The sequence below is a fragment of the Winogradskyella eximia genome, from assembly GCF_003386165.1.
Taxonomy (GTDB): domain Bacteria; phylum Bacteroidota; class Bacteroidia; order Flavobacteriales; family Flavobacteriaceae; genus Winogradskyella; species Winogradskyella eximia.
Window position 1 is genome coordinate 59808 of the sequence record NZ_QRDV01000005.1, and the last position, 12221, is coordinate 72028.

At 31.2% G+C, this 12221-nt stretch carries 9 protein-coding genes; 7 read left to right on the plus strand and 2 right to left on the minus strand.

The annotated features are described in order from the left end of the window. The first annotated feature begins 84 nt into the window (after window positions 1-84). Window positions 85-2856 (plus strand): putative LPS assembly protein LptD, encoded by a 2772-nt coding sequence (locus tag DFQ10_RS11400; RefSeq protein ID WP_115817558.1) that lies wholly within the window; start codon window positions 85-87, stop codon window positions 2854-2856. Window positions 2857-3043: 187 nt separating this feature from the next. Continuing rightward, complete coding sequence (locus tag DFQ10_RS11405) at window positions 3044-3424, plus strand: RidA family protein (protein WP_115817559.1); 381 nt, start codon at window positions 3044-3046, stop codon at window positions 3422-3424. A gap of 39 nt (window positions 3425-3463) precedes the next feature. On the opposite strand, the gene DFQ10_RS11410 is transcribed toward DFQ10_RS11405, so the two are convergent. Beyond that, window positions 3464-4606, minus strand: coding sequence for an acyltransferase family protein (locus DFQ10_RS11410; RefSeq protein WP_115817560.1), 1143 nt, complete (start codon window positions 4604-4606; stop codon window positions 3464-3466). Window positions 4607-4771: 165 nt separating this feature from the next. On the opposite strand from DFQ10_RS11410, the gene DFQ10_RS11415 reads away from it, so the two are divergent. Further along, complete coding sequence (locus tag DFQ10_RS11415) at window positions 4772-5542, plus strand: TIGR02757 family protein (RefSeq protein WP_115817561.1); 771 nt, start codon at window positions 4772-4774, stop codon at window positions 5540-5542. A 64-nt stretch (window positions 5543-5606) separates the two neighbouring features. On the opposite strand, the gene DFQ10_RS11420 is transcribed toward DFQ10_RS11415, so the two are convergent. Next, window positions 5607-7502 (minus strand): M61 family metallopeptidase, encoded by a 1896-nt coding sequence (locus DFQ10_RS11420; RefSeq protein WP_115817562.1) that lies wholly within the window; start codon window positions 7500-7502, stop codon window positions 5607-5609. An 86-nt stretch (window positions 7503-7588) separates the two neighbouring features. Between DFQ10_RS11420 and DFQ10_RS11425 the strand changes: the two genes are divergently transcribed. From DFQ10_RS11425 to DFQ10_RS11440, 4 genes are all read left to right on the plus strand, one after another. Beyond that, window positions 7589-8596 carry a glycosyltransferase family 2 protein gene (locus tag DFQ10_RS11425; protein ID WP_115817563.1) on the plus strand — a complete coding sequence of 336 codons (1008 nt, stop codon included), beginning with the start codon at window positions 7589-7591 and terminating at the stop codon, window positions 8594-8596. Between the two features lie 116 nt (window positions 8597-8712). Next, the gene (locus DFQ10_RS11430) at window positions 8713-10638 is read left to right on the plus strand and encodes a BatA domain-containing protein (RefSeq protein WP_115817564.1); all 1926 of its coding nucleotides are present in this window, start codon (window positions 8713-8715) and stop codon (window positions 10636-10638) included. Next, a complete protein-coding gene (locus DFQ10_RS11435) occupies window positions 10635-11888 on the plus strand; it encodes a dihydroorotase (RefSeq protein ID WP_115817565.1) in 1254 nt (417 codons plus the stop codon). Before DFQ10_RS11430 ends, DFQ10_RS11435 begins: the two co-directional genes overlap by 4 nt. Then, window positions 11888-12220 (plus strand): hypothetical protein, encoded by a 333-nt coding sequence (locus DFQ10_RS11440; protein ID WP_115817566.1) that lies wholly within the window; start codon window positions 11888-11890, stop codon window positions 12218-12220. The genes DFQ10_RS11435 and DFQ10_RS11440 overlap by 1 nt, the downstream gene beginning before the upstream one ends. Window position 12221: the final 1 nt, after the last annotated feature.

Here is a 12221-nt window from a genome sequence, read left to right on the forward strand (position 1 = left end):
TTATTACTCATTTCTATAGGTTACAGTTAATATTTTTAACTTTATGATTATATATAAATTAATCACAAAAAAATAGCTGTACTTTTGGCGATTCAAAAACCGAGCCATACTTTTACAAAAATACATTTAAAAGCATTGCGTACAAATAGCTTACACATACTTTTTGCTTTGAGTTTTACAGTGTTTATCAACACTTTTAGCTTCGCACAAGAATTACCAAAAAAGAACGGTTCCATACCTGCTGAACAGGTTAAGGATTCCACTACAATTGTTATTGATTCAATTGCTAAACCGTTGGTTAACATTAAGGAAGTTGACTCTACTAAAAAAGATTCTACAAAAAAAGAAGGTTTTTTAACTGATGTTGTAAAATACAAAGCTTCAGATTATGTATCCTTAAGTCAAAAGAAAAAAAAGATTTATCTTTATAATGAAGCCGAAGTGCTTTATAAAGACATGGAGATTAAAGCTGGTATAATTGTTATTGATTATAGCAAAAACTTAGTTTACGCAGGACGAATAAAAGATTCTACTGGATACTCACAGCGACCTATTTTTAAACAAGGTGAAAATGTAATTGAACCAGATTCCATTGTGTTTAATACCGAAACTAAAAAAGCCTTAGTATTTAACTCTAGAACAGAACAACAAGGATTTAAAGTGTATTCTCCAATTACAAAAAAGGAGAATGATTCCGTTTATTTTATGAAAAACGGAAAGTTTACAACCGCTGAAAGTGAAGAAGATCCAGAATATCAGTTTGTAACTACAAAAATGAAATTGGTTCCAGACAAAAAAGTTATTGTTGGACCAACTTATATGGAGATTTATGGCGTACCAACTCCAATTGCGTTGCCATTTGCATTTTTTCCTATGACAAAAAAACAAACCTCAGGTATTATTTTCCCTTCATTTGGAGAAGACAATAATAGAGGCTACAATTTGCAAAATGGTGGTTATTATTTTGCCATTAGTGATTATTTAGACTTAGCTGTATTAGGAGATTATTATACTAATGGAAGTTATGGTTTACGACTAGAAAGCAACTATGCTCTACGTTATAAATATAGAGGAAACGTAAGTTTTAGATACGAAAACTTACTAAATGAAGAACGAGGTTTCCCAGATTTTAGCCAAAGTACAATTTACAATATAAGATGGTCGCACAGCCAAGACACTAAATCTAACCCAAATTCGCGTTTTTCAGCGTCTGTAAACTTAGGTAGTAGTTCATATTTTCAAGAATCTATAAACCAATTAAATCAATCTAATTTTTTAAATAATACCTTAGCATCTTCCGTCTCCTATTCTAAGACATTTGCTGGTGAACCACAAGTAAACTTAAGCTTAACAGCTACGCATAGACAAAACACTAATACTGGAGATATAGATTTAACCTTACCTACATTGCAAATGTCTATGGGTAGAGTTTATCCATTTGCACCTAAAACAGGCACAAAAAAAGGTGTTATTCAGAATATTAACTTTCAATTAAATACCAGAGGAGAATACTCAATAAGTACTACTGATTCTTTATTTGGTAAAAGCGAAATGTTTGATGATGCTCAAACAGGCATGAAACATAGCATTCCTATTACTACCAATTTTAAGGTTTTCGATCATTTTAGTGTAAGTGCCAATGCTAATTTAGAAGAAACTTGGACACTTAAAACCATCAAAAAATATTATGACCAAACATTAGAAGAAGTAGTAACTTTAGATCAAAATGGTTTTGATCGTTATTTAACTTATAATGTAGGAGCAAGTATTGGAACCACTGTTTATGGTATGTATAATTTTGAAGAAAAAGGTGAGGATAAAAAGATAAAAGCGATTCGTCATGTAATGCGACCTTCTATTAGTTATTCTATTAGTCCTTCTTTTGATCAGTATTACGAAACTTATGATGTCATTGATGCAGATGGAACCACAAGTGACCAAGTAGAATACTCACGCTTTCAAAACTCACTTTACGGTAGTCCTGGCAATAATTTTTCTAGTAGTGTTGGCTTTACTTTAGGTAATAATATTGAAGCGAAAATTAGAGCTAAAGACTCTACTAAAACAGAACCCGAAAAAATATTTATATTAAATAATCTGAATTTCTCAACAGCTTATAATATTGCTGCAGATTCTTTGAGATGGAGTCCTGTTCGTGTTAGTGGTGGTACTCAAATTTTAAATAAAAAGATGAGTATTAATTTTGGAATGACATTAAATCCCTATGCTCTAGACAGTAATAACAGTGTTATCAATACATTTAACATTAATAATGGAGGTAGCTTGTTTAGACTAACATCTGCTAATATAAATATGAGCTACACGTTATCTAATGATAGCTTTTCTGGTAAGGATAGTGAATCTGATTCTGATAAAGCTTCTTCAAAAGAATCTGGACGTTCTGGTGGCCGAACGGATGATTTGTTTGGTAAATCTCAAGATTTCGCAGATCAACGGCTTTCTGACAATGATAAAAACAAGGATGACAAAAACGATAATAACGAATTCTATAATTACAAAATACCTTGGAGTTTAAGATTGGCTTATTCCGCTAATTACACAAATACAAGGCGAGACAACACCATATCTTCACATTCATTAATGTTTTCTGGAGATGTAGATCTATCTCCACGATGGAGCGTTGGTGCATCTTCTGGTTACGACTTTTTAAACCAAGGTTTTACATATACACAATTGCGATTTGAACGTGATTTATTAAGCTGGAAAATGAATTTTTCTTGGATTCCTTTTAGTGATCGTAGCTCTTGGAATTTCTTTATTGGTATTAAATCTAGTCTACTTAAAGATTTAAAATACGACAAACAAAAAAGACCAGATCAACAAGTTGGAAATTAATTTATAAATTGACAATTTTCTATAAATTTGTAAAAAAGCAACTCTTTGTTTTAGTCTGTTTTGATGTTTTTTCTTTGTGAAAATATCTTAAATTTGACGCATAGATTATGCTTAATTACAATTATTTAAAACAAGCAAAAATATATTTTAACACAAAAGTTAAGTACAAATAAATTCAGCATTCAAAATGAAAAAAATCATAAACACAACAAAAGCACCAGCTCCAATTGGACCATACAATCAAGCTGTTTTAGTAGGAAATACACTTTACACATCTGGACAAATAGCATTGCATCCAGAAACAATGGAATTGGTATTAGAAGATATTAAAACTGAAACGAAACAAGTTATGGAAAACATGAAAGCCGTTTTAGAAGCTGCTGATATGACGTTTGAAAATGTTATTAAATCATCCATATTTATTAGTGACATGAATAACTTCAAACAAATAAACGAAGTTTACGGTAAATATTTTGATGAAGCCACCGCACCTGCAAGAGAAACTGTTGAAGTAGCTAATTTACCAAAGTTTGTAAATGTTGAGATTAGCATGATTGCTATTAAATAATACTTAACCTCCTTTAATTGACAGTATCTGTTGAAGCGCTTATTGTCTTAGTTTTTTTCTAAAAAACGCTCTCCAATTTATAGCTTCTAAATTTGGAAGTAATGGTCCATCTTGCTTTGGTCTTCCAAATAATTGCGGAACATACTTATTTAACGCATTTATTATTGGATAACACACCAATAAAGATAGTATTGAAATAACTAATGCATAACCTGTAATTTGCCACCATATGCCATTATCTGGATATAAACTACCTAAGAATTTATTAAGAAACGCATAAAAAATACCATTTAGACCAATTAAAATAAGTGTGTTTTTTCCAATAAAATCAAATACTTTATTAGATTTCAATATTATAGATAAACTAATAATACCAAGTATCCCTAAAAACGATGAAATTAAAAACCATAATAAACTTCCATACTGAGCATAAATCATATTAACATTAAACCCTTCAAAAGGACTATTAATATTATAGGTAAAAAACAACCCTACAAAACCTACGAATACTAATGGTATAAATACCCATTTAGCCGTATTCACAAGCTTATTTATATATGGGTATATCACATATCCTAATAGATAAAAACCAATTGCAATTATTGCAGTATGAATAAACCACACATTTTTATCAACACCTGTTAAAGCCGAAAATTGTTCTATTCTATTACTAATTATAACTCCACCTACAAGAAACACAAACCCAATAATAAACAATGCAAATGGCTTTTTAAATATCGTCGTAATTGCAGCGATTATAACCTCTGCAACAAATAAGCACACTAAAAACCAAGTAATAATATTTAATTGTGGATTACCTCTACCGTAACTCAATATTTGTTTTACAATAGTTCCTAACTTTAGACTATCATAACTAATAAAATTATAAATCAACCATAGTGGTAATGACAATAATGCAAAAGCAAATACTGGTAGTAATCGTCTAAGAAAAAGCTGTTTAAATTTTAAACTAAAACTCGTAACTGGTTTAAAATAAAATCCCGAGATAAAGAAGAACAAAGGCATATGAAATGCATAAATATACTTGTGCTGCAGAAAAGCAATATCATTAGTTTCAGAATATAGGTTTTTAACAAAATGTCCGTAAAAAACCAAAAACATTCCAATGGCTTTAGCTGTATCTACCCACTCTATTCGAGACTTCGATTTTTTATTTAACATAATAACAAGAGAATCATATAATTACCATTAAGACGAAAAGTCACGAGAAAACATTAAGTCTTAAAATGTCATCAAAAGTAATTAAGCAAACATAAAAAAACAATACGTAGTTTTACGTATATAAAATTAATTACTTTATTTTTAATTTTAAAATTACTCACCTCCTTGAAGCTAAAAAAATCAGAACTAAAAGAATTCCTTGATGAAAAGGTAGTTCTCTACAATAATCCTAAATTTATTGATAGCGACCCTATTCAGATTCCTCATCAATTCTCAAAAAAAGAAGATATTGAAATCGCAGCTTTTTTGGCTGCCACGATTGCTTGGGGAAATAGAAAAAGCATTATAAAAAATGCTAACCAAATGGTAGAATTATTAGACCACTCTCCATTTGAGTTTATTACACAACATCAAGAATCTGATTTAGAAAAACTAAGTCATTTTGTGCATCGTACATTTAATGGTAACGATTTTATTCAATTCATAAAAAGTTTAAAAAACATTTATACCAATCATAACGGTTTAGAGTCTGTATTTTCAAAATATGCTCAAAGTGATTCTCTTCAACATAGCATTCATCACTTCAGGAAAGTGTTTTTTGAAATTCCACATTTAGAACGCACAAAAAAGCACGTGAGTGATCCGCTAAAAAATTCGGCAGCTAAACGCATTAACATGTTTTTACGTTGGATGGTAAGAAATGATAATAACGGTGTTGATTTTGGTATCTGGAGTTCCCTTTCACCTTCTCAACTTAGCTGTCCTTTAGACGTACATTCTGGTAACGTAGCCAGAAAACTCAGCTTACTAAAACGAAAACAAAATGACGGTAAAGCTTTAGCTGAATTAGACAAAGCATTGCGCCAGTTAGACACTAAAGATCCCGTAAAATACGATTTTGCCTTATTTGGGTTAGGAGTTTTTGAAGGATTTTAAACTTTTTAGCAAATAAAAAAGGCTTCCAAATTGGAAGCCTTTTTTATTATTAATATTCTACAAATTATCCTTTCAACCAAGCTGCTCTTAATGCTTTCTGAGCTTCAGTAGCATTTTCGTCTTCAACAATTCTTTCATCAGCGGCATACGCTTTTGTCAATGTTGCTTTAATTAGCATTGGCTTTCCATCACGTTCTAAATCCATAGTGATTTCTTGTCCTTCTTCCCATCCAAACATACCGCCAATAACACCTTGTGCATTTGCTAAAGTTAAATCTGTTCCGTTTACTTTCTTAATTACATCACCAGCTTTAACACCTTGAGATTTCCAAAAAGAATTCTTTTCTGCCATTGGTGAAAAGAAAATAATTCCTTTCTCTTGGTCACCATCAAAAATAACATTTTGTCCGCCAGCAAAGATATAATTAGTTTCCACTTGAGTTTCTCCCATTTTTAAACCAACCATTGCAAAAAACTCATTATAGTTAATTGGCACATCACCTTCTACATGCGTTTTTAAGAATTCACCAACACTTGGGTACGTCATTGCTGTAATTTCAGAAATCAGCTTATCATCTTCAAAAGGCTTTTCTTTTCCATATTTTGCAGATAACTCTTTCATTAAAGAAAGCATACTTCTATTTCCATCACTTTCTTTTCGCATTAAAATATCAATACACATACCCATCAATGCACCTTTCATATATACATTGTAATATTGAGAAGCATATGGTTCATTCAAAACGTTTTCGCTCATAATAGTAAAACTCATAGCATCATCTAAACGACGAGTTGAGATATCTATTTTAGACTTTATAGTATTGTAGAATGTTGCTTCGTCTACTAAACCTTCATGAACCTGAAAATGCTGAGCAAAATATTCTGTTACACCCTCGTACATCCATAAATGCTTAGAGAATGTTGGTTTGTTGTAATCAAAATAATGAATATCTTCAGAATGCACAGACAACGGAGTTACAATATGAAAAAACTCATGCGAAACAACATCAATCATTGAAGCTTTAAGATCCTCTAAACTTTCATTTTCACCGAAAACAGCCACTGTAGACGTGTGATGCTCTAAGGCACCAAAACCTTTTGGCGAAGTCTCATCTCCTCTAGACAAATACACATAAATATCATAACGTGGTGTACTATTTACATCACCTAAATATTTTTTTTGAGCTTCCATCATTTTATAAACAGTCTCTTTTAAACTTGCTGCAGTATGTTTTCCTGTAGGAGAATAAAGACTTAAAACAATTTTAATATCACCAACCATAAATTCTTCAACATCCAATTTCCCATACATCATTGGGTTATCTGTAATATCAAAATAACGTTGTGCAAAATAACTACTTGTTAAAACAGTACCATTTTCGCTAGACTTAACACCTTTATCTTCTAAAGCAGAAGTTCTAACAAAATTAGCTGGAGCTGTAACATCAACGGCATATTGACTGTTCTTTAAAGAATCAAAATAACCAATAAATCCATGAAGATTTAAAACAAAGTTATCAGATTCAATATTTGTACCAGCAGGTGAAAATGGCTCTTCTCCTCCTATTGCACCACTGGTTTCGGTATCAAAAGTATCATTAACGTAATATTGAATTTTATCTAATTTAGTGGCATCAGTAATAGTCCAAGTATTGTCATCAACTTTAGTCGAAGATAATTCATTACCGTCATAATCTAAGGCTTTAAAATCATCTACATACTTACCAAAATCACTAACAGAATAAGTTCCTTGCACTACTCTTGGCAATCTGTAAGTAACAGTTTCAGTAGTAAATCTACCTGGATTAATAGTAACCGGAACTCTATCATTATTAACCGCTGTTAAATCTAAGGCTGTAACAATAGGATTGCTAACTGCTAAATCATTAACGCTCTGTTTTGCAGATCCACAACCTACTAAAACGACACCTAAGCCAAGAATGGCCAAATAATTCTTCATGTTTAAATTTTTAATTTTTTAATTAAGACGCACAAATCTACAATGTGTTACTATTAAAAACCTAAAGGTTTTGTTAAATTCGCAATATGTCGCAACCTCTAGTTAGCATTTTAGTGCCATTTAAAAATACCGAAGCATTTATTGCTGAGTGTATTAATTCTATTTTAGACCAAACTTATTCTAATTGGGAAACTATTTTCATTGATGACAATTCCGATGATAACTCTTACAGTATTGTTGAAAAACATGCTAAAACTGATGCTAGAATTAAAGTTTACAAAAATAATCACTCAGGCATTATAGAAGCCTTAAAAACAGCTTATAAACATTCTTCAGGAAGTTATATAACACGAATGGATAGTGATGATTTAATGACACCTATCCGTCTTGAAACCATGGTTAACAGCCTAGAAAAACATGGTAAAAAACATTTAGCCGTAGGGCAAGTAAAATATTTTAGAGCGGATGGACTCAGTGATGGCTTTGCACGTTATGAAAGTTGGTTAAATTCTTTAACTATTCAAGGCCGAAATTATTCGGAAATCTATAAAGAATGCGTGATTCCGTCTCCTTGTTGGATGCTTCATCGCAGTGATTTTGAAGCTTGCAACGGTTTTAATTCTGAAATTTATCCTGAAGATTACGAATTAGCTTTCCGATTTTACAAAGCTAATTTCACTTGTATTCCATGTGATAAAGTATTACTTCATTGGCGAGATTATAGTACCAGAACCTCTAGAACACACGAGCATTATGCTGAAAATTCATTTTTAGACCTTAAAGTAAAATACTTTATAGAATTGAATTATGATGCATCGCGACCATTGGCTATTTGGGGAGCAGGACATAAAGGCAAAACGCTAGCCAAAATACTTTTGAAACAAAACATTCCTTTTTATTGGATTTGTGATAACCCTAAGAAAATAGGAAAACATATTTACGACCAAGAACTCTTTAATTTTGATTATTTAGCTGAACTTAAAAACCCTCAAAGCATCGTAACAGTTGCTAATACAAAAGCCCAAGAAGAAATTACACGCTATTTTGAAACTCAAAACATGCAGACCATGATAGATTATTTCTTTTTCTGTTAAATTTCTCAGAAGCTGAACGAGGTTATCTCTAATGATTATTTATATTTGAACAATCCAGACCTGCTAGGTTTTTGAAACCTGCTAGGTCTTTAAATTAGCAACTATAATTACAACGAATGCAGTTTAAAAATCCCGAATTACTTTACGCTCTATTTTTGCTGGTCATTCCTATTCTTATACATTTATTTCAGCTGCGTCGTTTTCAGAAAGTTCAGTTTACCAACGTTAAGTTTTTAAAGTCCGTTAAACTGCAAACTCGTAAAAGTTCTCAGCTAAAAAAGTGGATTACTTTATTAACTAGAATGCTACTTTTAGCATGTGCCATTATAGCGTTTGCACAACCTTTTATTCCCAACACAGAAGATTTTAACGAATCACAAGAAACCGTTATTTATTTAGACAATTCCTTTAGCATGCAAGCCAAAGGCGCTAATGGAACGCTGTTAAATGAAGCCATTCAAGATATTATAAATACGTTGCCTGAAGATGAAACTATCAGTCTTTTCACTAATGATAAAACTTTTAGAAATACAACGGTTAAAGCTTTAAAGAATGATTTAATACAATTAACGCATTCGCCAACACAGCTTAATTATGATGCTGCATATCTCAAAGGGAAACAGTTATTTTCTAATCAAGGTGCAGCAACACGTAATTTGGTTTTGGTATCCGATTTTCAACAAAAAGGAAACCTATTAAATTTTGAAGCGGATTCTACTGTTCAGCTTAAATTGGTGCAGCCTAAATCTACTTTGGTTTCAAATATTAGTATCGATAGTATTTATGTTTCTAATTCAACCTCTGAAACTTTAGATTTAAATGTAATAGTATCTAATGAGGCCAAACCAATAGACAACGTCACCATTTCATTATTTAATGATGATGTATTGCTCACTAAGAGTGCTGTTGATATTGACAAAGAAGCGGAAGCGACATTTACCATTCCTAACAATAAAGTGATTAATGGAAAATTAATGATTGATGATGCAGGTTTACAGTATGATAATACATTCTATTTTAATATTAATAATAAACCAAAAATTAAGGTTTTAGCTATTAATGAAACTGCTGATGACTCCTTCTTAAACAGAATTTATACAGAAGATGAATTCGACTTTAAAAGCTTCAAACTAAATGCACTTAATTTTAATTTAATTCCTCAACAAAATCTTATTGTTCTTAATGAGTTAGATAAAATTTCTAATGCATTAAAAACAGCTTTAGTTGCTTTTATAAATGATGGTGGGAAGCTACTAATCATTCCTTCAGATAAAATCGACTTAAATTCTTATAATCAAATACTTAATAACTTAAACATTAGTGTTTTCACTAAACAAAACACAAACGAAAAACGCATTACAAGCATTAACTACAATCATCCACTTTTAGCGAATGCATTTTATTCTAAAGTCACTAATTTTCAATATCCTAAGGTTGATAAATCGTATCGTTTTTCTTCAAATTTAAACAATGTTTTGTCTTATGAAGATGGCTCACCTTTCTTGGTAGGCAACTCTAATACTTACGTTTTTTCTTCGGCATTAAACACGGATAATTCAAACTTTAAAAACTCACAATTAATAATTCCTGTGTTATATAATTTAGGATTACAGAGTTTAAAATTGTCTAAATTATATTACACTATTGGTCAACCCAACTCTATTGCTATTCAAATCTCTATAGGACAAGATGATATTTTAACTTTAGATTCTGATGACACTTCCGTGATTCCATTGCAAAAAACCTATAGCAAATCTGTGGTTTTAGAAACCGAAGATTTCCCAAATACAGCAGGAATATTGAATGTAAAAAATAAAGAAAACGTATTAGAAAGATTAAGTTTTAATTACAATAGAACAGAAAGCAATCTTAGTTATTACGATTTAAAGACTTTAGCAAACACAGATACTGAATCGAGTTTAGCAACAACAATCAATAACATAAAAAGTAACACAAATGTTAATGCGCTATGGAAATGGTTTGTTATTTTTGCATTAGCATTTTTAATAGTAGAAATGTTACTTCTAAAATATCTTAAATGAACGCACTCATAAAATCTGCAACCATCGTTGATTCTAAAAGTGATTTTCACAATGAAACGGTTGATATTTTAATTGAAAAAGGTCGTATTTCCAAGATTTCAAAACAGATTACCAATTCTAATAATTACAAAGAAATTACACGAGACAATTTACATGTTTCTCAAGGTTGGTTTGATAGTAGTGTGTCTTTTGGTGAACCTGGTTATGAAGAACGCGAAATTATTAGTAACGGATTAAAAACAGCAGCAAATTCTGGTTTTACTTCTGTAGTCCTTAATGCCAATTCTAATCCTGTAATAGATTCTTATGCAGATATAACCTTTGTAAAATCTAAAGCCAGTGGCAATGCAGTGAGCCTCTATCCTATTGGTGCATTAACACAAGGAAGTAAAAGCGAAGATTTAGCCGAATTGTTTGATATGACCAATGCTGGAGCCGTTGCTTTTTACGATTATCAAAAACCAATTTGCAATCCTAATTTAATGAAGATTGCATTGCAATACGCAAGTAATTTTGATGGTTTGGTTTGTTCTTTTCCTCAGGAATCTAGAATTTCTGGCCTTGGTGTTGTTAATGAACATATTAATAGTACAAAATTAGGATTGAAAGGAAATCCGGCTTTAGCGGAAGAATTACAAGTGGCTAGAGATTTATTCTTATTAGAATATACGGAAGGTAAACTTCATATTCCGACAATTTCAACTGCTAAATCGGTAGAATTAATTAGAGCTGCTAAAGCGAAGAAACTGAATATAACTTGTAGCGTCGCTATTCATAATTTGGTTTTTACTGATGATGTTTTACATAGCTTTGACACCAATTATAAAGTCCTTCCACCATTAAGAACACAAACAGATTGTGATGCCTTAATTGAAGGTTTAAAAGATGGAACGATTGATATGGTGACTACAGACCATAATCCTATTGATATTGAAGACAAAAAGATAGAATTCGATTTTGCTAAATATGGCACTATCGGTTTAGAATCTGCTTTTGGCGCTTTGCAAAATATCTTTACCACAAAGAAAACAATAAGCCTTTTAACTCAAGGAAGATCTAGATTCGGAATTTCTGAATCATCAATAAAAGAAGGAGAATTAGCAGATTTAGCATTATTTAATCCTGATACTAATTACGAATTTAGCCTTCAAAATATTTCATCCCGTTCTAAAAACAGTATGTTTTTAGGCACAAAATTGAAAGGTGAAACTTATGGTATTATTGCCAACAATAAAATTGTATTAAAATAATGGACCAAAATACTATAGACGAAGGAAAAACATTAGGTTTAGTAGCTTACTTAACCTTAATTGGTACGTTGATTGCCTTTTTTATGAATAGAGAAAAACCTAATCCATTTACAGCTTTTCATATTAGACAAGGATTGGGTTTAGGTATACTTTATATGATTATTGCTTACGTGGTAAGTAGTTTAAATAGCATGATGGCAAGTATGTCTTTTTGGATTTTCTTTTCAATTTTATTCTTTTATGGGCTTTTTGGAGCGATTACAGGAAAATTGAACAAAATTCCTTTAATTGGAGACTTTTTTCAAAAAACTTTTAAATCAATTGGTCAGTAAA

What these genes read in the sequence shown, in the direction of transcription:
- DFQ10_RS11405 (WP_115817559.1), top strand. Translation starts at nt 3,044, where the DNA reads ATGAAAAAAATCATAAACACAACAAAAGCACCAGCTCCAATTGGACCA.
- DFQ10_RS11410 (WP_115817560.1), bottom strand. Translation starts at nt 4,606, where the DNA reads ATGTTAAATAAAAAATCGAAGTCTCGAATAGAGTGGGTAGATACAGCT.
- DFQ10_RS11420 (WP_115817562.1), bottom strand. Translation starts at nt 7,502, where the DNA reads ATGAAGAATTATTTGGCCATTCTTGGCTTAGGTGTCGTTTTAGTAGGT.
- DFQ10_RS11425 (WP_115817563.1), top strand. Translation starts at nt 7,589, where the DNA reads ATGTCGCAACCTCTAGTTAGCATTTTAGTGCCATTTAAAAATACCGAA.
- DFQ10_RS11430 (WP_115817564.1), top strand. Translation starts at nt 8,713, where the DNA reads ATGCAGTTTAAAAATCCCGAATTACTTTACGCTCTATTTTTGCTGGTC.
- DFQ10_RS11435 (WP_115817565.1), top strand. Translation starts at nt 10,635, where the DNA reads ATGAACGCACTCATAAAATCTGCAACCATCGTTGATTCTAAAAGTGAT.
- DFQ10_RS11440 (WP_115817566.1), top strand. Translation starts at nt 11,888, where the DNA reads ATGGACCAAAATACTATAGACGAAGGAAAAACATTAGGTTTAGTAGCT.